This is a genomic window from Streptomyces yunnanensis (genome assembly GCF_029011865.1).
Lineage (GTDB): Bacteria > Actinomycetota > Actinomycetes > Streptomycetales > Streptomycetaceae > Streptomyces > Streptomyces yunnanensis.
On record NZ_CP095749.1, the window covers coordinates 1,829,843 to 1,853,882 of the forward strand.

19 protein-coding genes are annotated in these 24,040 nt (G+C 72.4%); 13 read left to right on the top strand and 6 right to left on the bottom strand.

Annotation, left to right across the window (positions count from 1 at the left end):
- Nucleotides 1-166 precede the first annotated feature (166 nt).
- The 5 genes from MOV08_RS08040 to MOV08_RS08060 all read left to right on the top strand — a co-directional run bounded on the left by MOV08_RS08040 (nucleotide 167) and on the right by MOV08_RS08060 (nucleotide 4,658).
- A complete protein-coding gene (locus MOV08_RS08040) occupies nucleotides 167-1,039 on the top strand; it encodes a YceI family protein (protein ID WP_039630602.1) in 873 nt (290 codons plus the stop codon).
- Nucleotides 1,040-1,063: 24 nt separating this feature from the next.
- Nucleotides 1,064-1,990, top strand: coding sequence for a homocysteine S-methyltransferase (gene mmuM / locus MOV08_RS08045; protein WP_275306850.1), 927 nt, complete (start codon nucleotides 1,064-1,066; stop codon nucleotides 1,988-1,990).
- Between the two features lie 202 nt (nucleotides 1,991-2,192).
- Nucleotides 2,193-2,972 (top strand): basic amino acid ABC transporter substrate-binding protein, encoded by a 780-nt coding sequence (locus MOV08_RS08050; protein ID WP_039630604.1) that lies wholly within the window; start codon nucleotides 2,193-2,195, stop codon nucleotides 2,970-2,972.
- Nucleotides 2,972-3,763 (top strand): amino acid ABC transporter permease, encoded by a 792-nt coding sequence (locus tag MOV08_RS08055; protein WP_039630606.1) that lies wholly within the window; start codon nucleotides 2,972-2,974, stop codon nucleotides 3,761-3,763. The genes MOV08_RS08050 and MOV08_RS08055 overlap by 1 nt, the downstream gene beginning before the upstream one ends.
- Before the next feature lie 58 nt (nucleotides 3,764-3,821).
- Nucleotides 3,822-4,658, top strand: a complete 837-nt coding sequence (locus tag MOV08_RS08060) for an amino acid ABC transporter ATP-binding protein (protein WP_275306851.1) — start codon at nucleotides 3,822-3,824, stop codon at nucleotides 4,656-4,658.
- A gap of 40 nt (nucleotides 4,659-4,698) precedes the next feature.
- On the opposite strand, the gene MOV08_RS08065 is transcribed toward MOV08_RS08060, so the two are convergent.
- Nucleotides 4,699-5,547, bottom strand: coding sequence for a hypothetical protein (locus MOV08_RS08065; RefSeq protein WP_275306852.1), 849 nt, complete (start codon nucleotides 5,545-5,547; stop codon nucleotides 4,699-4,701).
- A gap of 189 nt (nucleotides 5,548-5,736) precedes the next feature.
- Between MOV08_RS08065 and MOV08_RS08070 the strand changes: the two genes are divergently transcribed.
- The 6 genes from MOV08_RS08070 (at nucleotide 5,737) to MOV08_RS08095 (ending at nucleotide 13,934) form a co-directional block, all read left to right on the top strand.
- Nucleotides 5,737-6,705, top strand: coding sequence for an acetylxylan esterase (locus MOV08_RS08070; protein WP_275306853.1), 969 nt, complete (start codon nucleotides 5,737-5,739; stop codon nucleotides 6,703-6,705).
- Nucleotides 6,706-6,858: 153 nt separating this feature from the next.
- Nucleotides 6,859-8,289, top strand: coding sequence for a xylulokinase (xylB, locus tag MOV08_RS08075; protein ID WP_039630613.1), 1,431 nt, complete (start codon nucleotides 6,859-6,861; stop codon nucleotides 8,287-8,289).
- A gap of 210 nt (nucleotides 8,290-8,499) precedes the next feature.
- Nucleotides 8,500-9,912: a family 2B encapsulin nanocompartment shell protein gene (locus tag MOV08_RS08080; RefSeq protein WP_275306854.1), complete on the top strand. Its 1,413-nt coding sequence runs from the start codon at nucleotides 8,500-8,502 to the stop codon at nucleotides 9,910-9,912.
- 143 nt (nucleotides 9,913-10,055) lie between these two features.
- Nucleotides 10,056-11,471: a family 2B encapsulin nanocompartment shell protein gene (locus MOV08_RS08085; protein ID WP_275306855.1), complete on the top strand. Its 1,416-nt coding sequence runs from the start codon at nucleotides 10,056-10,058 to the stop codon at nucleotides 11,469-11,471.
- A 276-nt stretch (nucleotides 11,472-11,747) separates the two neighbouring features.
- Complete coding sequence (locus MOV08_RS08090) at nucleotides 11,748-12,473, top strand: N-acetylmuramoyl-L-alanine amidase (protein ID WP_039630617.1); 726 nt, start codon at nucleotides 11,748-11,750, stop codon at nucleotides 12,471-12,473.
- Between the two features lie 240 nt (nucleotides 12,474-12,713).
- A complete protein-coding gene (locus MOV08_RS08095; RefSeq protein ID WP_275311727.1) occupies nucleotides 12,714-13,934 on the top strand; it encodes a phosphodiester glycosidase family protein in 1,221 nt (406 codons plus the stop codon).
- 397 nt (nucleotides 13,935-14,331) lie between these two features.
- Here MOV08_RS08095 and MOV08_RS08100 read toward each other — a convergent pair whose 3' ends face one another.
- Nucleotides 14,332-14,526, bottom strand: a complete 195-nt coding sequence (locus tag MOV08_RS08100) for a hypothetical protein (RefSeq protein ID WP_039630619.1) — start codon at nucleotides 14,524-14,526, stop codon at nucleotides 14,332-14,334.
- A 402-nt stretch (nucleotides 14,527-14,928) separates the two neighbouring features.
- On the opposite strand from MOV08_RS08100, the gene MOV08_RS08105 reads away from it, so the two are divergent.
- On the top strand, nucleotides 14,929-15,687 hold the full coding sequence (locus tag MOV08_RS08105; protein ID WP_275306856.1) for an Ig-like domain-containing protein: 759 nt from the start codon (nucleotides 14,929-14,931) through the stop codon (nucleotides 15,685-15,687).
- Between the two features lie 160 nt (nucleotides 15,688-15,847).
- The gene (lysX, locus tag MOV08_RS08110) at nucleotides 15,848-19,162 is read left to right on the top strand and encodes a bifunctional lysylphosphatidylglycerol synthetase/lysine--tRNA ligase LysX (RefSeq protein ID WP_275306857.1); all 3,315 of its coding nucleotides are present in this window, start codon (nucleotides 15,848-15,850) and stop codon (nucleotides 19,160-19,162) included.
- 69 nt (nucleotides 19,163-19,231) lie between these two features.
- On the opposite strand, the gene MOV08_RS08115 is transcribed toward lysX, so the two are convergent.
- Genes MOV08_RS08115 through MOV08_RS08130 form a run of 4 tightly spaced genes read right to left on the bottom strand, consistent with a single transcriptional unit; the run spans nucleotide 19,232 to nucleotide 24,038 of the window.
- On the bottom strand, nucleotides 19,232-20,257 hold the full coding sequence (locus MOV08_RS08115) for a 2-hydroxyacid dehydrogenase (protein WP_275306858.1): 1,026 nt from the start codon (nucleotides 20,255-20,257) through the stop codon (nucleotides 19,232-19,234).
- A gap of 52 nt (nucleotides 20,258-20,309) precedes the next feature.
- On the bottom strand, nucleotides 20,310-20,936 hold the full coding sequence (locus MOV08_RS08120) for a histidine phosphatase family protein (protein ID WP_039630625.1): 627 nt from the start codon (nucleotides 20,934-20,936) through the stop codon (nucleotides 20,310-20,312).
- Nucleotides 20,933-22,462, bottom strand: a complete 1,530-nt coding sequence (locus tag MOV08_RS08125; RefSeq protein WP_275306859.1) for an FGGY-family carbohydrate kinase — start codon at nucleotides 22,460-22,462, stop codon at nucleotides 20,933-20,935. The genes MOV08_RS08120 and MOV08_RS08125 overlap by 4 nt, the downstream gene beginning before the upstream one ends.
- The gene (locus tag MOV08_RS08130) at nucleotides 22,455-24,038 is read right to left on the bottom strand and encodes an FGGY-family carbohydrate kinase (protein ID WP_275306860.1); all 1,584 of its coding nucleotides are present in this window, start codon (nucleotides 24,036-24,038) and stop codon (nucleotides 22,455-22,457) included. The genes MOV08_RS08125 and MOV08_RS08130 overlap by 8 nt, the downstream gene beginning before the upstream one ends.
- Between the last annotated feature and the right edge of the window lie 2 nt (nucleotides 24,039-24,040).

Below are 24,040 nucleotides of genomic sequence, written 5' to 3' on the forward strand. Positions count from 1 at the left end.
GTCAATTCGAGTCGACACCAATGACAGGATGGAACCGAATCCGCACCCATTTCGTGCGATTCATTCCGCGACTCTGCCCGCTTGCATCCCCGTACGCCGGCATTCGGCAGCCTGCGCTCGCGTATGTCCACCCGTCGACCGATCCGACCGTTAGGCCCGTCCTGCCATGCCGCTCGCCTTCCTCCGCCGCCTGCGCGACCGTACGCCGCACAGCCCCCAGCCCGCCCTCCCCCGCGGGGCGGGCGCGCTGGACCTGTGCGTCGACGATCCCGTCGGACTGCCGATGGCCGGGGCGGAGATCTCGGTGCGGGACGCGAGCGGCCGGGAAGCGATGGCCGGCCGGACGGATCCCAACGGCCGGCTGACCGTCACCCTGCCGCCCGGCGGCTACCGGCTCCTGGTGACCTCCGACGGCTTCCGACCGGTCCGCTGCGAGGCCCAGGTGACGGCGGGCGAGCGGACCGCGCCCCGCCCGATCACGCTGGAACTGGCGCCGGCACTGCCGCTGCCCGAAGCCGGCCAGTGGCGGCTCGACCCCGACCACAGCGCCATCCGGTTCACCGCCCGGCACATCGGACTCGCCGAGATCCACGGCCGGTTCAACCGCTTCGAGGGCGGGCTGTGGATCGGCGAGCGGATGCAGGACTCCCGGGTCGAGGTGACCATCGACGCGGCGAGCATCGACACCGGCGTGCGGATGCGCGACGACCACCTGCGGTCGGCGGAGTTCCTGGACGTGGCCCGCTTCCCCCACCTCCAGTTCACCGGCGACCGGTTCGTCCACAAGGGCGGCAGCCGGTGGGCGGTGCAGGGCGTGCTCCATCTGCACGGCGTCAGCCGCACCGTCCAGTTGGACACCCGCTACCTCGGCATCGGCACCGGCATCATGGGCGAGACCCGCACCGCGTGCCAGGCCGTCACCGAGCTGCACCGCGAGGACTTCACCCTGGACTGGCGCAAGATGCTGGCCAGGGGCATCGCCGCGATCGGCGCTACGATCCGGATCGAGCTGGACATCCAGGCGGTCCGGCCCGAGTAACAGCCGCACGGAAGAGGGTTCCCCATGGCCGGCCCGTCGCCCCAGTCGCCGTTCACCGAGGCGCTCGCCGCCGGACCGGTCGTCCTCGATGGCGGGCTGTCCAACCAACTGGAAGCGGACGGCCACGACCTGAGCGACGCCCTGTGGTCGGCCCGGCTGCTCGCCGAGGAACCGGAAGCCGTGGTGCGGGCCCACCTGGCCTACTACGAGGCGGGCGCCCAGGTGGCCATCACCTCCAGCTACCAGGCCACGTTCGAGGGGTTCGCCCGGCGCGGCACCGGCCCGGAGGAAGCCGCCGGGCTGCTGCGCCGCAGCGTCGAACTGGCCCGCGAGGCGGCGGCGCGGGCGCACGCCGCCGGGGTCGCCGGGCCGCTCTACGTCGCCGCGTCGGCGGGCCCGTACGGCGCGATGCTCGCGGACGGCTCCGAATACCGCGGCCGGTACGGGCTGTCCGTGGACGACCTGGTGCGCTTCCACCGGCCGCGCCTGGAGGTCCTGGCCGCTGCCCGGCCCGACGTGCTCGCCCTGGAGACGGTGCCGGACGCGGACGAGGCGCGGGCGCTGCTGCGCGCGGTCCGCGGCCTCGGCGTCCCGGCCTACCTGTCGTACAGCATCGCCGGCGACCGCACCCGCGCCGGGCAGCCGCTGGCCGAGGCGTTCGCCTGCGCGGCGGACGCGGACGAGGTGATCGCGGTCGGGGTGAACTGCTGCGCGCCGGACGACGCCGACCGGGCGGTGGCGCTCGCGGCCCGGGTCACCGGCAAGCCGGTGGTGGTCTATCCCAACAGCGGGGAGAGCTGGGACGCCACGGCCCGGGGCTGGCGCGGCAGCCCGACCTTCCACGCGGACCGGGTGACCGGGTGGGTCGGGGACGGCGCCCGGCTGATCGGCGGTTGCTGCCGGGTGGGCCCGGATGCCATCGCCGAACTGGCGGCGGCACTGGGCCGCTGACCGGGCCGCGGGAAAACGGGCGGCGGGCCGTCAGCGCCCCCGGCTAGGGCGCTGCGCTGAGCGATCGCCGTCCTGACAGGCCAGGGGCGTTACCCAGCCGCAACGGACGCACCGGCGACAGAAGTCCCGGCCGATGGCAGGATGCAGGCCAACTCGCCGCACCTCCGGCCCGGTTGACCGTCACGGCACTCTTGGAGGACCTGTGACCGCTCGCTCCGCGTTGCCCGTTCTGGCCGCCGCCGCGGCCACCGCCCTCCTGGCGGGATGCACCAGCACCGCGCCCGTCGGACAGCAGGGCCGGGGCCCGGAACTGGTCCGCCCCGGAGCGCTCCTGACCTGCACCCACCTCCCCTACGCCCCCTTCCAGGTCAAGCGCGACGGCAAGGTCGTCGGGTTCGACGTGGACCTGGTGGACCTGGTGGCCAAGAACCTGCACGTCACCCAGCAGATCGTCAACACCCCCTTCGAAGGCATCGAGACCGGCCAGGACTTCGCCATCCGCACCTGCGACCTCGCCGCCGCGGGCATGACCATCACCCCCGCCCGCGCGAAGGTCATGGACTTCTCCGACCCGTATTTCAACGCCACCCAGGCGCTCCTGGTGAAGCGCGGAACCTCGGTGAAGAAGATCGAGGATCTGAAGGGCAGGAAGCTCGGCTACCAGAAGGCCACCACCGGCGCGCTCTACGCCAAGGCACACGGAAAAGGCGTCGAACTGGTCGAGTTCGAGGACGTCGGCCTGCTGCTGACCGCGGTCGGATCCGGGCAGGTCGATGCCGGGATCAACGACAACGGCGTGCTCCTCGACTACGCGAAGCACAACCCGGACACCCACGTGGCGGCGGAGTTCGACACCGGCGAGCACTACGGCTTCGGCGTGCGGAAGGGCAACGACGCGCTGCGGAAACGCATCAACGAGGTCCTCGCGCGGGCGAAGAAGGACGGGAGCTACGACCGGATCCACCGGAAGTGGTTCGGCTGATGCCCCGGCCCCCGTCCAGGCGCCGCCGGGCGCGGCTGGTCCGCGGCGCGCAGTACGGCGTGCTGGTCGCCGCGGTGGCGGCCCTCGCCCTGGCCGCCGACTGGCGCCGGCTGGGATCGGCGTTCTTCGACGTCTCCGTCGCCAAGGCGCTGTTCCCCGACATCGTCACCACCGCGCTGGTCAACACCGTGCGCTACACCCTGCTCGGTTTCGGCTTCGGGCTCGCGCTCGGGCTGGTCCTCGCCCTGATGCGGCTCTCCTCGGTGCCGCCGTACCGCTGGCTGGCGGTGACCTACATCGAGTTCTTCCGCGGGATCCCCGCCCTGCTGGTGTTCATCGCGCTCGGCTTCGGGGTGCCGCTGGCCTTCCAGGTCGCCCTCGACCAGGGCGTCACGGTGATGCTGTCACTGGGGCTGGTGGGCGCGGCCTATATGGCGGAGACGATCCGGGCCGGTATCCGGGCCGTGCCCAAGGGGCAGGCGGAGGCGGCGCGTTCGCTGGGCATGTCGCAGGGCCGGGCGATGGTCTCGATCGTCGTGCCGCAGGCGTTCCGGATCGTGCTGCCACCGCTGACCAACGAGCTGATCCTGCTGACGAAGGACTCCTCGCTGGTGTACCTGCTGGGCCTGTCGCTCTCCCAGTTCGAGCTGGCCAACTTCGGGCGGGATGCGCTGAACGAGCACAAGAGCCTCACCCCGGTGCTGGTCGCGGGGCTGCTGTACCTGGTGATCACCCTGCCGCTGGGCCAGTTGGTCCGGCGGTTGGAGGCCCGCACGGCGAAGGCCCGGTGACGGCGCGAGTGTACGGGCGGGAACGGAAGAAGCGGCGCCACGGCGGGCAGGGGGCGGGATGACCGGCGGCGGGGACGGCAACGGCGAGAACGCCATCGAGGTGCGCGGGCTGCGCAAGGCGTTCGGCGCACTGGAGGTGCTGCGCGGGATCGACTTCTCGGTCGCGCGGGGCGAGGTGGTGTGCGTCATCGGACCGTCCGGTTCCGGGAAGTCGACGCTGCTGCGCTGTGTGAACCTGCTGGAGGAGCCGACCGCCGGCCGGATCACCGTCGCCGGCACCGAGGTCACCGACCCGGAGGTGGACATCGACCGGGTGCGGCGCCGGATCGGAATGGTGTTCCAGTCCTTCAACCTCTTCCCGCACCTGACCGCGCTGGAGAATCTGACCATCGCCCAGCGCCGGGTGCTGCGCCGCGACCGGCCGACGGCCGCGCGGATCGCCCGCGACCAGCTGGCGCGGGTCGGCCTGGGCGACAAGGAGGCCGCCTACCCGGCGCAGTTGTCGGGCGGCCAGCAGCAGCGGGTGGCCATCGCCCGGGCGCTGGCGATGGACCCGGAGCTGATGCTCTTCGACGAGCCGACCTCGGCCCTCGACCCGGAGCTCGTCGGCGATGTGCTGGCGGTGATGCGGGCGCTGGCCCGGGACGGGATGACGATGCTGGTCGTCACGCACGAGATGGGATTCGCCCGGGAGGTCGCCGACCGGGTGGTCTTCATGGACGGCGGGCTGGTCGTCGAGGAGGGCACCCCGGGGCAGGTGGTGGGCGCTCCCCGGCACGAGCGGACCCGGGCGTTCCTCTCGGGCGTCCTGGACCCGGCGGCGGCCGAGGTGGACGGCACGGACGCGGCAGACTGGACGGAGGGCACGGGGCCGACCACCGAGCGCCGGACCTGACGCCGCCGCCCGTCCCCGCCGCCCGGTGCTCCGGACCGGCTCAGACCAACGGCTTGGTGAGCTTCTTGGTGTTGCTGCGGTTGCCGGTCAGGCTGCACACCACGGACTTGATGCCCAGCTTGTAGCCCTTGGTGTTGGGGAACTGCACATAGGTGCCCTCGGCCGTCCCGGCGGGCTGCTTGGACGCCTTGTCCGGGAGCTGGATCGAGCACAACGAGGACGCCTTGTCCTTGATCTCGCTCTCGGAGGTCAGACCGGCGGGGAGGGTGTACACGAAGACGACCTCGGCGTCGTGCGGCCCGGTGCAGGGGGCCGACAGGTTGTTGCCGCCGTTCCCGCCCGGCGGGATGTCGAAGCAGTCGCCGGTCTTGAGGGTGTAGAAGGGGGCGGTACGGCCGGTGGGCGCGGACGCGGAGGTCTCCGGGCCGCTGGGGGTCGCCGAGTCGGACGGGGTCGGGGAGGCGGAGTCGGAGGCCGACGGGCCGGCGCTCGCCGGGGTGCTGGGGCCCGGCCTGGCCTGATTGCCGCCGCCGCCATCGCTGTTGGCCCATATGACGCCGCCGATGACGAGCGCCACGACGAGCACGCCGGCGCCGATGATCAGCGCGATGGTGGTGCCGTTGCCGCCGCCCGAGGGCGGCGCGGGCGGCTGCTGCCAGCCACCGGGGCCGGGCGGCCCGTAGCCACCGGCGGGCGCGCCGTACGGGCCGGCCGGCGGGGCCGACGGCCCGTAGCCGCCCGGCCCGTAGCCGCCCGGACCGTAGCCGCCCGGCCCCGGCTGCTGCCCGCCCGCCCCGTAGCCGCCTCCGGGCGGACCGAAACCACCCGGGTCACCCTGGGGCGGCTGGTGCGGCGGCTGGTTGGACGGCGGGGGCGGGGGAAAGCTCATGGCGGAAGTGATCGCTTCTTTGGTGTGGAGACAAGGACGCGGTGACCGATCTGGACCGTTCCGGGGTGAAACATCCACCCCGTGGGCGCCGTTGACGAACCACGGCCCGGGACGGACACTCCCGATCCTGATCGCCCGGACAGACCCTAACGTGCCCGACGTGTACGCCTCACTGCCCGGAGGTGCTCCATGTTCACCGACCTTCCCCTGGACGAACTGCGCCGCTACCGCCCTCCCCTGCCCGAGCCGCCCGGCTTCGACGCGTTCTGGCGACGCACGGTGGACGAGGCCCGGGCCCATGACCTCGCCCCCCGGTTCACCGCGGCCGACACCGGCCTGACCCAGTTGCACACCGACGACGTGGAGTTCGCCGGTTTCGGCGGGCACCGGATCCGCGGCTGGTTCCTGCGCCCGCGGACGGCCACCGGACCGCTGCCGTGCGTGGTGCAGTACCTCGGCTACGGCGGCGGCCGGCTGCTGCCGCACGACTGGCTGCTGTGGCCGGCCGCCGGCTACGCCACGCTGGTCATGGACTCCCGCGGCCAGAGCGGCCCCAACCGGCCCGGCGACACCCCCGACCCGGTGGGCGCCACGCACCCGGGCGTACCGGGCAAGCTGACCCAGGGCCTGCTCGACCCCGACACCTACTACTACCGGCGGCTGTTCACCGACGCCGTACGGGCGGTGGACACGGCCCGCGGGCACCCCGCGGTGGACGCCGAGCGGATCGTGGTCGCCGGCCACAGCCAGGGCGGCGCCCTCGCGCTGGCCATGACCGGGCTCGTCCCGGGGCTGGCGGGCGCACTGATCGACGCGCCGTTCCTGACCCACATCCGGCGCGCCCTGGACGTCACCGACCAGGGGCCGTACGGCGAACTGGCCCGCCACTTCGCCGGCCGGCGCGACGACATCGACACCGCGCTGCACACCCTCGACCACTTCGACGGCCTGAACTTCGCGGCCCGCGCCACCGCCCCGGCGCTCTTCGGCACCGCGCTGCGCGACGAGATCGTCCCGCCGTCCACCGGGTTCGCCGCCCACCACCACTACGCGGGCGACAAGCGCCTGGAGGTGTGGCGGTTCAACGCGCACGAGAGTGGCGGGGGCGCCCAGCGGACCGCGGAGATCCGCTTCCTGCGCGAGCTGTTCGGCGGCTGATCCGCACCGGCCGGCGACGGCCCGCGCGTGTCGTCCACAGGCCACCCGCGACCCGCGGCACGCGGATTACGATGCGGCTGCGCACCGGGGTCCAGAGCGGCCGGGAGCCCCGGGGCAGGGCCTGGACCACCGGCCGCCGAGGGAGAGTGCTCGATGGGCGCACAGTCGGCCGGACCGCTGGTCGTCGGGGTGGACAGCTCCACGCAGTCCACCAAGACGCTGGTCGTGGACGCGGAGACCGGCGAGGTGCTGGCCCGGGGCCAGGCACCGCACACGGTCGGCGGCGGCCCCGGCAAGGAGAGCGACCCCCGGCAGTGGTGGCGGGCGCTGGGCGAGGCGCTGGCCCAGTGCGGACCCGCCGCGCGACAGGCGTCCGCGATCTCCGTCGCCGGTCAGCAGCACGGGCTGGTCACCCTGGACGCGGCCGGGGAGCCGGTCCGCCCGGCGCTGCTGTGGAACGACGTCCGGCCCGCCCGGGAGAGCGCGCGGCTGATCGCGGAGGGCGGCGGCCCCGAGGCGTGGGCCGAGCGGACCGGAAGCGTGCCCGGCCCGGCGTTCACGGTCGCCAAGTGGGCCTGGCTGTGCGCCCACGAGCCGGCCGCAGCGGCCGCCACCGCCGCCGTCCGGCTGCCGCACGACTACCTCGTCCAGCGGCTGACGGGCCAGGCGGTCACCGACCGCGGCGACGCCTCGGGCACCGGCTGGTGGGCGGGGTCCACGGAGGCGTACGACCCGGAGGTCCTGGACCGGGTCGGACTGACCCCTTCGATGCTGCCGCGGGTCGCGCTCCCCGGCGAGGCGGCGGGCACCGTGCGGACCGACGAACTCCCCCTGCCGCACGGCGCGTTGGTGGCCGCCGGGACGGGCGACAACATGGCGGCGGCCCTCGGCCTGGGTCTGCGTCCCGGTCAGCCGGTGCTGAGCCTGGGCACCTCCGGCACGGTCTACGCGGTGACCACCCGCCGGCCCGCCGACCCCACCGGCACCGTCGCCGGCTTCGCCGACGCCCGCGGCGACTGGCTGCCGCTGGCCTGCACGCTCAACTGCACGCTCGCCGTTGACCGGGTGGCGGCACTGCTCGGCCGCGACCGGGAGGCCGTCGAGCCGGGCGGCGACGCCGTGCTGCTGCCCTTCCTGGACGGCGAGCGGACGCCGAACCTCCCGCGCGCCACCGGCCTGCTGCACGGCCTGCGCCACGACACCACGGCCGGCCAGCTGCTCCAATCCGCCTACGACGGCGCGGTGTTCGCGCTGCTGCGCGCGCTGGACCAGGTGTCGGGGCCGGAGACCGCGCCCGGTACCCCGCTGCTGCTGATCGGCGGCGGGGCCCGGGGCCGCGCCTGGCGGGAGACCGTGCGGCGGCTGTCGGGCCGCCCGGTGGTGGTGCCCGAGGCGGGCGAACTGGCCGCGCTCGGAGCGGCGGCCCAGGCTGCCGGGCTGCTGCTGGGCGAGGATCCGGCGGCGGTGGCGCGCCGTTGGGGCACGGCCCGGGGCGCGGAGTACCCGGCGCGGGAGCGGGACGACGCCGCCTGGGAGCGGCTGACGGACACGCTGACCGACGGCGCGGCGCTGCTCGGCGGCTGACCGCACCTGCCGTCGAGAATCGCCCCGGCACACTTTGCCCAACACCGAAAGATCTAAACCCTTTCCACGGAAACTATTTTCCATGCCACCCCATCGAGCGATTGTGCGGATAAAAACAGCGCCACTATCTTCGAGGCGGCGGCGAGCTGCCGGGACATTTCTCACGTTCTCCCCGGTGTTCCGCGCCGCAGCCTCGACGAGATAGGTGACATGGTGACGATTGCCGGCGAGACGCTGTCCGGAAGCGCCGAAGAGAGCCAGAATTCCAGCCTGAGTACCTCCGCCGCGCGGAATCTGGCGACGACCACCAAGACCGCGCCGCAGATGCAGGGCATCACCTCCCGCTGGCTGCTGCGGCTGCTGCCCTGGGTGCAGGTCTCCGGCGGCACGTACCGCGTCAACCGGCGCCTGACCCACACCGTCGGCGACGGGCGGATCGACTTCGACATCGACGGCGGCTCGGTCGCGATCATCCCCGAGGAACTGCGCGAACTGCCCACACTGTGGGAGTTCACCGACCCCACGGTGCTCTCCGAGCTCGCCCAAAGGTTTACTCAGCACGAGTACGCCCCCGGCGAGATGATCGCCCGGTCCGGCGCCCCGCACGACCGGGTGGTGCTGATCGCGCACGGCCGGGTCGACCGGATCGGCACCGGCAAATACGGCGACGAGACCGTCCTGGAAGCGCTGGCCGGCGGCGACCACCTCGGCGACGCCCCGCTGAACAGCGCCGACGGGCAATGGGAGTTCAGCTACCGGGCGGTGACCCGGGTGACGGTGATGGCCCTGGCGCGCCAGGACGCCCAGGAGGTCATCGGCCGCTCCCCGGCCCTGCGCGACCACCTCGCGGCGGGCCCCGACGGCGCCGCGCGGCCGACCAACGCCAGCGGCGAATCCGCCGTCACCCTCACCTCCGGCCACCATGGCGAACCCGCCCTGTCCAGCACCTTCGTCGACTACGACCGATCGCCGCGGGAGTACGAACTCAGCGTCGCGCAGACCGTCCTGCGCACCCACACCCGGGTCGGCGACCTCTACAGCGACCCGATGAACCAGGTCGAGGAACAGCTCAAGCTCACGGTGCACGCGCTGCGCGAGCGCCAGGAGCACGAGATGATCAACAACCCCGAGTTCGGGCTGCTGCACAACGTCGACCTCAAGCAGCGCATCCCCACCCGCAGCGGCCCGCCCACCCCCGACGACCTGGACGAACTCCTCGCCACGGTCTGGAAGGACCCGGGCTTCCTGCTGGCCCACCCCAAGGCGATCGCCGCGATCGGCCGGGAGTGCAGCACCCGCGGTCTCTACCCGGACGCGGTGGACTTCATGGGCCACTCGTTGCCGTCCTGGCGCGGGGTGCCGATCTTCCCCTGCAACAAGATCCCGGTGACGAAGGAGGGCACCAGCTCGGTGCTGCTGATGCGCACCGGCGAGGACCAGCAGGGCGTGGTCGGACTGCACCGCAGCGGAATTCCCGACGAATACGAGCCGAGCCTTTCGGTGCGTTTCATGGGAATCGACGACAAGGCTGTCGTGAACTACCTGGTCAGCGTCTACTATTCGGCGGCAATTCTCGTACCCGATGCGCTGGGCGTCCTGGAAGACGTGGAAATCGGGCACTGAGCGGAATTCCCGCGGCGGCGACTACCGCACCGCGCGGACCGGTAGCGCATCCCGCCGCACCCTTCTCCCTTCTTTCCCGCGCATTTCCCGGAATTCTGAGCACCGAATTCCTACGCACCGATCGGAACAGGTGACCTCCCACCATGACCACATCCGTGGATCCCACGTCCGGCCCGCAGACCGACGGCGCCGAGCAGCTGCGGTCCAGCCTGGACACCGCGGCCGCCCGCAATCTGGCGACCACGACCAAGACCGCGCCGCAGATGCAGGGCATCTCCTCGCGCTGGCTGCTGCGGCTGCTGCCCTGGGTGCAGGTCTCCGGCGGCACGTACCGCGTCAACCGGCGCCTGACCCACACCCTCGGCGACGGCGAGGTGGAGTTCATCACCGAGGGCGCCGAAGTCCGGGTCATTCCCCAGGAGTTGCGTGAGCTGGCGCCGCTGCGCGGCTTCACCGACGACCCGACGCTCCAGGAGTTGGCCGGACGGTTCGCCCAGCGGGAGGTCGCCCCCGGTGACGTCCTCGTCGAGCGCGGCACGCCGACCGACCAGGTCATCCTGATCGCCCACGGCAAGTTCGAACGGATCGGCGCCGGCAAGTACGGCGACGAGACGGTGACCGCGGTGCTCGCCGGCGGTGACGCGGCCGGCGACGCGGCGCTGCTGGCCCCCGACGCCGCCTGGGAGTTCACCCTCCGCGCGGCCACCCGAGGCACCGTCCTCACCCTCTCCCGTGCCGACTACGAGGAGGTGCTGGGCCGTTCGGCGGCGCTGCGCGAGCACATCGAGAGCTTCCGCACGGCGCTCGTCCCGGCACAGAACAAGCACGGCGAGGCCGCCATCGAACTGGCCGCGGGGCACGTCGGCGAGCCGGCGCTGCCGGGCACCTTCGTGGACTACGAGCGGTCGCCCCGCGAGTACGAACTCAGCGTCGCGCAGACCGTGTTGAAGATCCACTCACGGGTCGCCGACCTCTACAACGACCCGATGAACCAGCTGGACCAGCAGCTGCGACTGACGGTCGAGGCGCTGCGCGAGCGCCAGGAACACGAGATGGTCAACAACCGCGAGTTCGGGCTGCTGCACAACGTCGACCTCAAGCAGCGCATCCCCACCCGCAGCGGCCCGCCCACCCCCGACGACCTGGACGAGCTGATCTCCCGGCGCCGCAAGACGCAGTTCCTGCTGGCGCACCCGCGGACCATCGCGGCCATCGGCCGGGAGTGGAACGCCCGCGGGATCTACCCGGCGACCGCGGAGATCGACGGGACGCCGGTGCGCGCCTGGCGCGGCATCCCGCTGCTGCCCTGCAACAAGATCCCGATCAACCCGGACCAGACCAGCTCGATCCTCGCCATGCGGGTCGGCGAGGAGAACCAGGGCGTGGTCGGACTCCACCAGACCGGCATCCCGGACGAGTACCGGCCGGGCCTGTCGGTGCGCTTCATGGGCATCAACGACCAGGCCGTCGTCAATTACCTGGTCAGCGCCTACTACTCGGCGGCGGTGCTGGTGCCGGACGCACTGGGCATCCTGGAGGACGTCGAGATCGGACACTGAGCGACCGGAAGCGATCGGATCGGACACCCCGTCACCCGGGTGCCCACCACGGCCTGACTCTCCGTCAGAATTCGGCCGCGGCACGGCACCCGGGTGACATGCATGCGGTCCGATCAGGGGGCGTTGCGCGCTTTTGATCCACGGCGGGCCTTCTTTGGTCAAGCCATTGACACAACGGCCATTCCCTTGGCAGGGCGCGTGCTGTTGCGCATGATGAACGCACCGGCCGTGCGTGACATGTACGCGACCACCCCTCGGTCCTTGTCAGGAGTTCGCATGGAACCCGACCAGCACTTCCCGGCCCGTCGCCGACTGCTCACCGGCGCCGCCGCGTTCGCCGCGGCCGCCGCCCTCACCCCCCTCACCCGGGCCGGCGCCGCATCGCCGCGCAAACGGCGCACACGGACCGCCGACTACCCGCCCGTCCACTGGACGCCGGCCAACCCGGCCAACTACACCGCCGCGAACCGCCCGACGCAGTACCCGATCGACACCGTCGTGATCCATGTGACGCAGGAGTCCTTCCCGGACACCCTCCGGCTCTTCCAGGACCCCACGCACAAGGCCGCCGCGCACTACGTCGTCCGCTCCTCGGACGGCTACACCGCCCAGTGCGTCCGCGAACGGAACGTGGCCTGGCACGCCGGCAACTGGGACTACAACACCCGCAGCATCGGCATCGAGCACGAGGGCTGGATCGACGACCCGAAGTGGTTCACGGAAACCCTCTACACCCACTCCGCGCTGCTCACCGCCGCCATCTGCGACCGCTACGGCATCCCCAAGGACCGCAGGCACATCATCGGGCACGTCGAGGTCCCGGGCACCGACCACACCGACCCGGGCCAGTACTGGGACTGGGCGCACTACATGGACCTGGTCAAAGAGGTGTCCTTCTGGGACCGCACGGGGGACTGGGGGCACAAGGGGGACTGGGGCGGACACAAGGGGGACTGGGGCCACAAGAGCGACACCTACTGGGAGGACCTGCTCGACATGTGACGCCCCGTCTCGACATGTGACGCCCCGCCCTCGAAATTCGGCGTCCCGTCACACACGCCGCCGCGCCGGACCGGGCCCCGACGGCCTCCCGGCAACCGCGCCGCCGCCCGCACCGGGCGACACGGCACCGTTCCGCGGATGTTCGGAATCCCGCCATCCGCGGGCCATAGTGAGCGCTGACACCACCTGGGACAGTTGACATGGCGTCAGGGGGCTGTTGTGAAACGGCGGTTGGGCAGGATCCGGACGGTGGCGACCATCGCGGTCGCCTGGGGTGTCCTGGCCGGTGGCGGGGCGGCGGGCGCGACCCGGGCAGCCGCCGCCGACGGGTTCACACGGACGGCCCCGGTGCGACTGGCCCGCGGGGTGACCTACACCGAGTTCCGGAAGACCCTGCCGCGCGGTATCGTCCACGGCCACCTGCTGACCGTCGACCTCTCCGACCCCGCGGTCTCGGTGGACCTGCTCCACCCGTCGGCGGTCGCCGCACGGGCCCCGGTGTCCCAGCTCGCCGACGACCGGGACGCGCTCGCCGCGGTCAACGGCGACTTCTTCAACATCAGCGAGGCCCAGCACCCCGGGGTGGAGGTCACCGGCTCCTCGGTGGGACCCGCGGTGTCGTCCGGACGACAGCTGAAGGGCGCGGTGCCGGACGGCCAGCGGTTCGGCCCGACGCTGCCACCGGGCGCCACCACCAAGGACGTGCTCGGCGTCGGCTACAACCACCGGGCCCGACTGGACCGCCTGACGCTGCGCGGCACCGTCCGCAGCCGCACGGGCTCCTGGCCGCTGCGCGGACTGAACCAGTACGCCCTGCCGGAGGGCGGCATCGGCGCGTACACCGCCCGCTGGGGCGAGGTGTCCCGGGAGCGCGCGGTCTGCGGCACCGACACGGACCGCGCGGCGGGCTGCGACACCGACGCCGCCGAGGTCACGATCCGCGGCGGGCGCGTCGTGGAGTCCGCCGACCGGCCGGGCGCCGGGGCGATCGAACCGGGGTCGGTGGTGCTGGTCGGCCGCGAGCAGGGCGCGCGGCACCTGCGCGCGCTGCACATCGGCGAGCGGGTCCGGATCAGCCACCGGCTCGTCGGGCGGCTGCCGGGCCGGCTGCACTGCGCGGTGGGCGGCTTCGCGGTGCTGCGGGCCGGACGCCCGGCGCCCGGTCTGGACACCGTGGCGGTCACGATGCGCACCTCCGCCGGCATCGCCGACCGCGGCCGCACCCTGCTTCTGATGGCGCTGGACGGGGCGAAGGGCCGGCACCAGACGGGCCTCACCGTACGGGAGCTGGCCGGGCTGATGGCGGGGCTGGGCGCGCGGGACGCGGTGGACCTGGACGGCGGCGGTTCCTCGACGTTCGTCACCCAGGACGCGGACGGCGAGGCGCAGGTGCGCAACCACCCGACGGTCGAGCGGGAACGCCCGGTGGCCAACGCCGTGGGGGTCTTCGTCGACGAGTGACCCGCGAGCGACTTCGGGGGTCCGACGGGCGACCGGTGAGCGACCGGGCGACCTCGGGGTGACCGACGGGCGACGGTTCCGGGGCGTTGGAGCGGTGGCGCGGGGCTGGGGCGGTGGCGCGGGGCGCCGGGTGGGGTGTGGGCCCCGGGTCGGGGACTCTGGGGCGTGGCCCTTGGGGCGCATCGGCCTTGGGCGGCGTCGATCTTGGGCCGCGTCCGTCTTGGGGCGTGTGGGTCCTTCTTGGGGCGTGTGGGTGGGGTCCGGGGGCCGGGCCGGGTGCCTGTGCCGCTTCCTTGTTCGGCAACGATTACGGAGAGTTATTCATTCCTGTGTTGTCTACCCAGGGTTTGGGATTGCCCACCCAGGGTGAGGTGAGGGGTGCGGCAGGGTCGCGGAGTCACGGGCGGACGCTGCTGACGACCTCGGCGGCGCTGGCGAGACCGTGGTGGATGTCGGGGGCGAGGCTGCTGCCCGCCAGGTAGAAGCCGAGCAGTCCGCACACGAGGGCGTGCGAGATCTTCAGCTTTCCGCTGCGCAGAAAGATCACGACCAGGATGACCAGCAAGAGGATCACCGAGATGGAGACAGCCATGGACACAACACCTCCTCGACCACCGCCCGAACGGGCGGCAAGCGGTGGCCAGTTTGGCGCATTTCGGGGTATGTCCGGTTCGCGGCAGGGTGCTCCAAACAGGTGATCACTACGGGTCACGAGGGGAGCGCGAGGGGCGGAGGCGGGGTGGGAGCGCGCCGGCCGGGTCGCCGCGCGGGGCCTCGACTTCTCCACGCGAGCGACACGTTCGGGGGGAGTTTCCGGCACCGGTAAAGAAGTGGCATGGATCACTTCACCCCCCGCAACGGAGTGTTGCGATTGACCGTCTTAGCGGCCGACATCGCCGCCGCCCTCACACCACCGACGGAAAGTCCGCCCATGAGCCTGAGCCCCGCCCGGCCGTTCCGGCCGTCTCGGTCCTTGTGTATCGCCTTGGCGCTCATGCCGGTGCTAGGTGTCGGGACGCTCGCGGCGTGCGACGCGGCCCGGGCGTCGGCGTCGCAGGAGCGGCCGGTGAAGGTGGGGTTGGGGTCGGCGAGCGGGAACCCCACGGTGCAGGCCGGTGACCAGCTGCGGGTCAGCGCGGACGGCGGGGTGCTGACCGAGGTGACGGTGACCGATCCCCGGGGCCGGCAACTGGTCGGCGGGTTCAGCCAGGGCGGGACGGTGTGGACGTCGCGGGCCAAGGCCGCGCCGGAAACCAAGTACTCGGTGCTCGCCCGGACCAAGAGCGCCGGTGGCGCCACCACCGAGGCCAAGGAGTCGCTGACCACCGGGAAGGTGGCCAAGCGGAACCGGGTGTCGTTCAGCCCCCGGCCGCGCGGCGGGGTGGTCGGCGTGGACGATCCGATCCGGCTGACGTTCGCCTTCCCCATACGGGACCGGGGGGTGGTGGAGCGGCGACTGTCGGTGATCACCGACAATCGAATTGAGGGGGCCTGGTCATGGGAGCCCGCGCACGGTGGCAAGGACCGGATCGTCTGGCGGCCGACGCACGAGTGGAAGCCGGGCACCAAGGTCACCGTACGGGCCGAGCTGAACGGTGTGGACTCCGGTGACGGGCGCTTCTTCACCAAGGACTATGGGTTGCGGTTCACCGTGGGGCGCAGTGCGCCCGTCCGGTCGGACCTCGATTCTGACGCGTACATCACACCCGGACTCGGACCTACGCCGGCTTTATGGCAAGGTCCAGGTGGGTGACCCCTTGTGGTGGTCACCGAACCCTCCCTGCGAGGGACAGACAACCGAGGGGCGGGACCGGAGACTGGATGGTCGGCCGGTCGCAGCGGCAGTGGACCGGAGGCGGAGCGAGCGCCTCGTGTCGGGCTGTCGACCCCTTTTCAGAGCCTAATGTGACGGAATGAGCACCGTGCAGGACCAGGATCAACTCACGGGGTGGCGGCGCTTCCGGCGCCGCGTCCCCAATGGCTTCGCCATCCTCTTCAGCTTGCTGGGGCTTTTCTGTGCCCTGACGGCGCTGATCGGGCCCCTTCGGCGCACCCTCCATTCGACGATCTACTGGCTGGACACGCTCACCATCCCGGTGACGCCGAACTTCGCCTACGCCGCGTTCCTCTTCCTCCTGGCCGCGGCGATGACCGCGCGGAAACGGGTGGCCCTGTGGTTCGTCGTCGCGTACATGGTGCTGAACGTCCTCGCCGACGCGCTGTTCCTGGCGGCCGGCTACTGGGAGTTCAGCTTCTCCCTGGTGCTGTGCGCCGGGGCGCTGGTGCTGCTGCTCGTCTCGCACCGTGAGTTCTACGCGATCACCCGGCGCGGCGCGTTCCTGCGGGCCGCGCTGGTGCTCGCCGGCGGGCTCGTGGTCGCGGTGCTGATCGGCTGGGGCCTGGTGTCGTTGGCGCCCGGTTCGCTGGAGAGCGGCGGTGGCAACCGGCTGCTGTGGGCGGCCAACCGGGTGTGCGGTGGGCTGGTCGGCGGCCGGATCGTCGAGGGGTACCCGCCGCACTGGATCGGCACCCTGCTCGGGCTGCTGGGCGCGCTGGCGCTGCTCAACGCCGCCGCCGCGCTGTTCCGATCGCAGCGGATGGAAGCCGCGCTGCACGGCGACGAGGAGGACCGGATCCGGGCGCTGCTCTCGAAGTACGGCAGTCAGGACTCGCTCGGCTACTTCGCGACCCGTCGCGACAAGGCCGTGGTCTTCTCGCCGAGCGGCAAGGCGGCGGTCACCTACCGTGTCGAGACCGGCGTCTGTCTGGCCAGTGGTGACCCGGTCGGTGACCGGGAGGCGTGGGGTCCGGCGATCGACGCGTGGCTGGACGTCGCCGGTCGTTACGGCTGGCAGCCGGCCGTGATGGGCGCGAGCGAGGACGGCGCGAAGGCGTTCGCGCGGGCCGGGCTGGGTGCGTTGCAGCTCGGTGACGAGGCGATCCTGCATGTGGCGCAGTTCGATCTGGACGGCCGGGACATGCGGGTCACGCGTCAGGCCGTCAACCGTGTGGAGCGGGCCGGGGCGACGTTCCGGGTCCGGCGCCACGCGGAGTTGACGGACGCCGAGATGCAGGAGGTCATCCACCGCGCGGACGCGTGGCGGGACACCGAGACCGAGCGTGGCTTCTCGATGGCGCTGGACCGGCTCGGTGACGAGCAGGACGGCGACTGCCTGCTGGCCGAGGCGTTCGACGCGGACGGCAACATGATCGCGCTGCTGTCGTTCGTGCCGTGGGGCAAGGACGGCATCTCGCTGGACGTGATGCGACGGGACCGCAGTGCGCCGAACGGCGTGATGGAGTTCATGGTCGCGCAGCTGTGCGCGCAGGCCGGGTCGATCGGGGTGCGGCGGATCTCGCTGAACTTCGCGGTGTTCCGGTCCGCCTTCGAGGAGGGTGCCCGGATCGGTGCCGGTCCGGTGCTGAAGTTCTGGCGCCGGTTGCTGCTGTTCTTCTCCCGCTGGTGGCAGCTGGAGGCGCTGTACCGCTCGAACTCGAAGTACCTGCCGGAGTGGTACCCGCGGTTCCTGTGCTACGCGGACGCCGGTGCGCTGGCGCGGATCGGTATGGCGTCGGGTATCGCCGAGGGCTTCGTGGCGGTGCCGAGCCTGGGCAAGCTGTGGGGCAAGGGGCACAAGACGCGGGTGCTGGCCCCGGCGAGCACCGCGGGTCTGCCGTCGCTGGACGAGCTGGGCCTGGTGCAGGCCGAGCCGGCCACCGCGGAGGAGCAGCGGGAGCGGGAGCTGGCCGCGCTGCCGGAGCAGGTGCGGGTGCGGCACCAGAAGCTGGAGCGGCTGCGGGAGGCGGGTACCGACCCGTATCCGGTGGGCGTGCAGCGGACGCACACGCTGGGCCAGGTCCGTGAGGAGCACCGGGAGCTGGCGGCCGGGGCGCGTACCGGCAAGACCGTGACGGTGGCCGGTCGGGTGCTGCTGACCCGTGACCACGGTGGTGTGCTGTTCGCGGTGCTGCGGGACTGGTCGGGCGATCTGCAGATCGCGGTGACCCGGGACTCGGGCGAGGACCTGCTGGAGCGCTTCGGTGCGGATGTGGACCTCGGTGACCATGTGGAGGCCGAGGGCGAGGTCGGTACCAGTGACCGCGGTGAGCTGACGGTGTTCGTGACACAGTGGCGGTTGACCGCCAAGTGTCTGCGTCCGCTGCCGGACAAGCGGCGTGGGCTGTCCGACCCGGAGGCCCGGGTCCGTCAGCGGTACGTGGACCTGGTGGTGTCGCCGGGTGCGCGGGAGACGGTGCGGGCGCGCAGCACGGCGGTGCAGGCGCTGCGGCAGGGGCTGATCGACCGGGGTTACCTGGAGGTCGAGACGCCGATGCTGCAGCAGATCCACGGTGGTGCGAACGCGCGTCCGTTCCACACCCACATCAACGCCTACGACCTGGACCTGTACCTGCGGATCGCGCCGGAGCTGTATCTCAAGCGGCTCTGCGTGGGCGGTATGGAGAAGGTCTTCGAGATGGGGCGGACGTTCCGCAACGAGGGCATCTCGTACAAGCACAACCCCGAGTTCACGATGTTGGAGGCGTACCAGGCGTTCGCCGACTACGACGTGATGCTGAACCTGACCCGGGAGTTGATCCAGGGTGCGGCGATCGCCGCGTTCGGCACCGCGACCGCGCGGAAGGCGGACAAGAACGGGCGGCTGGTCGAGCACGACATCTCGGGCATCTGGCCGGTGAAGACGGTGTACGGGGCGATTTCCGAGGCGCTGGGCGAGGAGGTCGACGCGGACACCGATCCGGATGTGCTGCGGCGGCTGTGCCAGGCGGCGTCGGTGCCGGTCAAGCCGGAGATGGGCCGGGGCGACGTCGTGTTGGAGATGTACGAGCGGCTGGTCGAGGAGAAGACCACACTGCCGACCTTCTACAAGGACTTCCCGACCGATGTCTCGCCGTTGACCCGTCAGCACCGGGTCGATCCGCGGGTCGCGGAGCGCTGGGACCTGGTGGCGTTCGGCACCGAGCTGGGCACCGCCTACTCGGAGCTGACCGACCCGGTCGAGCAGCGGCGGCGGTTGACCGCGCAGTCGCTGTTGGCGGCCGGTGGTGACCCGGAGGCGATGGAGCTGGACGAGGACTTCCTCCAGGCTCTGGAGTACGCGATGCCGCCGACCGGTGGTCTGGGTATCGGTGTGGACCGGCTGGTGATGTTCCTGACCGGTCTGTCGATCCGCGAGACGCTGCCGTTCCCGCTGGTGCGGAAGCGCTGATCGCGCGGGGTTCCCGAGCGCCGGCCGGGCTGGATCTTCTTCCAGCCCGGCCGGCGCTTTCGTATGGTGCTAGGCGTTGGCCTGGTGGTGGAGCGGTTCGCCGCGGAGGTAGCGGCCGACCTCGGCGGCGACGATGTCGGCGGCCTTGTGGGCGACCTGCTGGCTGCCGCCGGCGATGTGCGGGGTGAGGACGACGCCGGGGGCGGTGAGCAGGCGGGAGCCGGCCGGGACGGGTTCTTCGGGGAAGACGTCGAAGCCGGCGCCGGCGAGGTGTCCGGTCTCCAGGGCGTCGCAGACCGCGTCGTAGTCGAGGAGCGCGCCGCGGGCGCAGTTGACGAGGACCGAGCCGCGGGGCATCGCGGCGATCTGTGCGCGGCCGATCATGCCGGTGGTCTCGGGGGTGACCCGGGCGTGCAGGGAGACGATGCGGGAGCGGGTGAGGAGTGCGTCGAGGGTGACCTGTTCGGCGAGGCCGGCGAGTGCCTCGGGGCGGACGTAGGGGTCGTGGACGAGGACGTGGGCGCCCATGGCGTGCAGGACCTTGGCGACGCGGCTGCCGATGGCGCCGAAGCCGATCAGGCCGATGGTGGTGCCGTCGATCTCGATGCCGCAGTTGTCGTATTCGTAGTAGTCGCCGCGCCAGATGCCGTGGCGCAGGTCGGTGTGGGTGTCGCCGACGCCGCGGGCGGCGGCCAGCAGCAGGGTGAGGGTGTGTTCGGCGGTGGCGGTGGCGTTGCGGCCGGGGGCGTTGCAGACGGCGACGCCGTGGCGGGTGGCGGCTTCGAGGTTGGCGTTGACCGGGCCGCCGCGGCTGGTGCAGAAGAGCTTGAGGTCGGGGCAGTTGGCGAGGATGCGTTCGGTGAGCGGGCCGTGTTCGGTGACGCAGATCTCGATGCCGCGGAGGGCTTCGATCATGTCGTCCTCGGTGCCGGATGCTTCGTGGACCTCGGCGACGGGGCCGAAGGGGGTGTGCGGCCAGCCGAACTGGATCTCGCGTATCTCCAGTGGGGTGTCCCCGGCCGCCTTGCGTACGGCTGCGCTGAAGAGGCCGGGGCGGATGAAGTGGTTGCCGGCGGCGAGGACGGTGGTGGTCATGGGGGGTGTTTCTCCTGGGGTGCGGTGGGGTGGGGTGGGTGGTGGTGGCTGGTCAGGGCAAGGCGGGGGCGGCGGTGAGGGCGGGGGCGTTGAGGCGGAGGAGGGCGGTGTGGCCGCCGGTGATGCGGATTTCGGTGAGTGCGCCGTTGTGGAGTTGGGGGAAGGTGCGGCGGTATTCGGCGAGGGGGATGCCGAGGAGGTGGCAGAGCAGGACGCGGATGAGGGTGGAGTGGGCGACGATCAGGATGCGGCCGTGCGGCTGGTCGTGGGCGAGTTCGGCGAGGCAGGCGGCGGCGCGTTCCGCGGCGTGGCGGGGGTGTTCGCCGCCGGGGAGGTGGTGCTCGGCGGGGTCGGCGAGGAAGGCGGCCAGGCTCCGGGGGAAGCGGTGCCGCATGTCGTCGCGGGTCAGGCCCTCGCCTTGGCCGAAGTCGAGTTCGTAGAGCCGTTCGTCGATGTGGGGGGTGAGGCCGCAGGCGTCGGCGGCGGGGGCGGCGGTGAGGCGGGCGCGGGAGAGGGGGGAGGTCCAGATGGCGGTGAGGTCGGCGGTGGCGGCCCAGTGGGCGAGGGTCTGGGCCTGTTCGCGGCCGCGGTCGGTGAGCGGGACGTCGGAGCGGCCGGCGTAGCGGTTCTCCGCGTGCCAGACGGTCTCGCCGTGGCGGACGAGGAGGAAGTCGGTCACGGGGCGGCCCTCCTGAGGGCGTGGTCGGCCACGGCGGGGTCGAGCCAGCCGCGGTGGGTGAGTTCGGTGACGAAGCGGTGGTAGGTGGGGAGGTGGCGGGTGGTGCGGTCGGGGGCGGGGCGGATCTCGGTGCCGGGGCGGACCATGGCGGCGGCGGTCTCGGTGAGGGTGGCGCCGGTGGCGGTGGCGGCGAGGACGGCCATGCCGAGGGCGCCTTCGGCGTGTTCGGGGAGGTGGACGGTGCGGCCGAGGACTTCGGCGCGCAGGCGGCACCAGTAGGTGTTGCGGGCGCCGCCGCCGGTGAAGGTGAGGGGGCCGTCGGTGGGGGCGCCGAGGTGGTCGAGGTAGTCGAAGCAGAGGCGTTCGAGGCAGGCGACGCCGAGGAGGTAGGCGTGGAATTCGGTGGCGCGGGTGGGGACGTCGCCGAGGATGAAGGGTTCGGCTTCGGGGGCGCGGAAGGGGAAGCGTTCGCCGCCGGTGGAGACGAGGGGGTAGGCGACGGCGTCGGGGTCGAGGGCGGCGGCCTGGTCGGTGAGCACGTCGAGGTTCTCGCCGTGGAAGTACTGGGAGATGACGCCGGCGCCGCTGCTGGAGGCGCCGCCGGGCAGCCAGGTGTCGCCGGGGCCGCGGTGGCAGTAGACGACGCCGGCGGGGTCGCGGATGAGGTGGTCGCTGCTGCCTTTGAGGACGAGGGTGGTGCCGAGGACGGCGTTCCAGGCGCCGGGGGTGAGGGCGCCGGCGCCGATCTGGGCGGCGCAGCCGTCGGTCATGCCGGCGACGATGGCGGTTCCGGTGGGGATGCCGGTGGCGTCGGCGGCTTCGGGGCCGACGGTGCCGAGGACGGTGCCGGGGCGGACGACGTCGGGCAGGAGGTCGGTGGGGATGCCGAGGGTGTCCATGACGTCGTGGGGCCAGCGTTCGTCGATGAGGTGGTAGCCGGTTTTGAGGGCGTGGCTGGTGTCGCTGGGGAGTTGGCGGCCGGCGAGTTTCCAGGTGATGAGGTCGACCTGGTGGAGGAGGCGGGTGCCGGTGGCGAGGGCGGGGTCGTGGTCGAGGAGCCAGCGGAGTTTGGGCAGGGCCCAGGAGGGCGGCATGCTGCGGTAGCCGAGTTCCTGCCAGGTCGGTGCGCCGGCGGTGTTGACGGCTTCGGCCTGGTCGGTGGCGCGGCCGTCGTCGTACATGAGGGCGGGGGTGCGGGGGGTGCCGTGGGTGTCGGTGAGGAGGAGGGTGCCGGAGGTGCCGTCGATGGCCAGTCCGCGGATCCGGTGGGTGTCGAGGCCGGCGAGGGCCTCGCGGCAGGCGTCGGCGAGCGCGGTCCACCACTGGTGGGGGTCTTGTTCGTGGCGGGTGCCGGTGCGCTTGCTGGTGAGCGGGCGGGCGGCGGTGGCGAGGAGGGTGCCGGTGCCGTCGACGGCGAGGCAGCGGGCGCTCTGGGTGCCGAGGTCGAGGCCGAGCCAGATGGCGTCGGGGTCGCCGTGGGGGGCGGGTCCTGGGCCGGTGGGTCCGGGGGCGTGCGGGTCAGACACGGATGCCTCCTGGGGCGGGGGTCTCGGCGGGGTGGTGCGTGGGGTCGGTGCGACGGGGGGTGGGGGTGGTGGCGCGGGGTGCGGCGGGGGTGGGGCGCCAGGTGGTGGTGGTGCGCCAGCCGGCGGTGCGGGCGAGGCCGCGCCAGGTGAGGAAGTCGTCGTGGAGCGCGGCGTAGAAGGCGGCGCGCTCGGGGTCGGGGTGCCAGCTGCGCTGCATGTGGACGTAGGTGTCGGCGGCGCGGTGCATGCTGCTTTCGGCTCCGGTGCGGACCAGGCCGGTGAGGAAGGCGCCCTTGGCGCCGATTTCGGTGTCGCCGGAGCGGGCGGTGGGCACGCCGGTGGCGTCGGCGATCAGTGCGCACCAGGCGTCGCTGTTGGCGCCGCCGCCGCACAGGCGCAGTTCGGTGATGTCGGTGCGGGCGGCGGTCAGGCAGTCGCGCAGGACGAGGGAGAGGCCGTCGAAGACGGCGCGGGCGAGGTCGGCGGGGGTGTGGTCGAGGGACAGGCCCCAGAAGGAGCCGCGGGCGGCGGGGTCGAGGAACGGGGCGCGTTCGCCGGCCGGTGAGAGGTAGGGCAGGAACATCAGGCCGCGGGCGCCGGGTTCGGATTCGAAGGCGAGGCGGGAGAGTTCGGGTGGCCCGGGCAGATGCAGCAGGCGGGCGGCCCAGCTGAGGACTTCGGCGCCGTTGAGGGTGGGGAAGGCGCGCAGGACGCGTTCCCGGCCGCGGTAGGCGATGTTGACGCCGGAGGGTTCGCCGGTGGTGTCGATGCCGGTGCGGACGATTTCGGTGCACAGGGTGGTGCCGAGGATGCTGCATGCCTGGCCGGGGTTGACCACGCCGACGCCGCGGGCGGTGGCGGCGATGTCGTAGGGGGCCATGACGACGGGCAGGCCGGCGGGCAGACCGAGTTGGGCGGCGGCGCCGGTGGTGAGTTCGGCGATCCGCTGGTCCTCGCCGAGGACGGTGGGGAGCAGTCGGGCGTGGTCGGTGAGGCCGAAGAGTTCGACGATGGCGGGGTCGTAGTCGCCGGTGGTGTGGTCGAGGAAGGGTGCGGAGGCGTCGGATTCGTCGGTGGCGCGGACGCCGGTGAGGCGGAGGAAGAGCCAGCCGGCGGCGGTGAGCGAGGTGGCGGAGCGGGCGAGCCGGTCGGGGTCGTGGGCGGCGAGCCAGGCGAAGAGCGCGTTGGGCATGCCGGCGCAGGTCAGTGAGCCGTTGCGGCGGAAGGCGGCTTCGAGGAGGCCGTCGCGTTGCCAGGTGGTGAGCAGGTCGCCGGCGCGGCCGTCGGACCACAGGAGGGCGGGGCCGGTGGGGCGGCCGTGGTCGTCGATCAGCCAGGCGCCGTCGCCCTGGGCGGTGAAGGAGACCAGCCGGACGGGGTCGGTGAGGTCGGTGAGCACGTCACGGACGGTGCGGACGACGGCCTGCCAGACGGCGTCCATGTCCTGTTCGGCCCAGCCGGGGTGGGGGCGGAGGACTTCGGTGGCGACGCGGGAGACGGCGATCTCGTTGCCCTGGTCGTCGAAGACGACGGACTTGATGACGGTGGTGCCGGCGTCGATGGTCAGTACGGACATCA

What these genes read in the sequence shown, in the direction of transcription:
- mmuM (WP_275306850.1), top strand. Translation starts at nt 1,064, where the DNA reads ATGGCCGGCCCGTCGCCCCAGTCGCCGTTCACCGAGGCGCTCGCCGCC.
- MOV08_RS08085 (WP_275306855.1), top strand. Translation starts at nt 10,056, where the DNA reads ATGACCACATCCGTGGATCCCACGTCCGGCCCGCAGACCGACGGCGCC.
- MOV08_RS08115 (WP_275306858.1), bottom strand. Translation starts at nt 20,257, where the DNA reads ATGACCACCACCGTCCTCGCCGCCGGCAACCACTTCATCCGCCCCGGC.
- lysX (WP_275306857.1), top strand. Translation starts at nt 15,848, where the DNA reads ATGAGCACCGTGCAGGACCAGGATCAACTCACGGGGTGGCGGCGCTTC.
- MOV08_RS08070 (WP_275306853.1), top strand. Translation starts at nt 5,737, where the DNA reads ATGTTCACCGACCTTCCCCTGGACGAACTGCGCCGCTACCGCCCTCCC.
- MOV08_RS08090 (WP_039630617.1), top strand. Translation starts at nt 11,748, where the DNA reads ATGGAACCCGACCAGCACTTCCCGGCCCGTCGCCGACTGCTCACCGGC.
- MOV08_RS08105 (WP_275306856.1), top strand. Translation starts at nt 14,929, where the DNA reads ATGCCGGTGCTAGGTGTCGGGACGCTCGCGGCGTGCGACGCGGCCCGG.
- MOV08_RS08130 (WP_275306860.1), bottom strand. Translation starts at nt 24,038, where the DNA reads ATGTCCGTACTGACCATCGACGCCGGCACCACCGTCATCAAGTCCGTC.
- MOV08_RS08040 (WP_039630602.1), top strand. Translation starts at nt 167, where the DNA reads ATGCCGCTCGCCTTCCTCCGCCGCCTGCGCGACCGTACGCCGCACAGC.
- MOV08_RS08100 (WP_039630619.1), bottom strand. Translation starts at nt 14,526, where the DNA reads ATGGCTGTCTCCATCTCGGTGATCCTCTTGCTGGTCATCCTGGTCGTG.
- xylB (WP_039630613.1), top strand. Translation starts at nt 6,859, where the DNA reads ATGGGCGCACAGTCGGCCGGACCGCTGGTCGTCGGGGTGGACAGCTCC.
- MOV08_RS08055 (WP_039630606.1), top strand. Translation starts at nt 2,972, where the DNA reads ATGCCCCGGCCCCCGTCCAGGCGCCGCCGGGCGCGGCTGGTCCGCGGC.
- MOV08_RS08060 (WP_275306851.1), top strand. Translation starts at nt 3,822, where the DNA reads ATGACCGGCGGCGGGGACGGCAACGGCGAGAACGCCATCGAGGTGCGC.
- MOV08_RS08065 (WP_275306852.1), bottom strand. Translation starts at nt 5,547, where the DNA reads ATGAGCTTTCCCCCGCCCCCGCCGTCCAACCAGCCGCCGCACCAGCCG.
- MOV08_RS08080 (WP_275306854.1), top strand. Translation starts at nt 8,500, where the DNA reads ATGGTGACGATTGCCGGCGAGACGCTGTCCGGAAGCGCCGAAGAGAGC.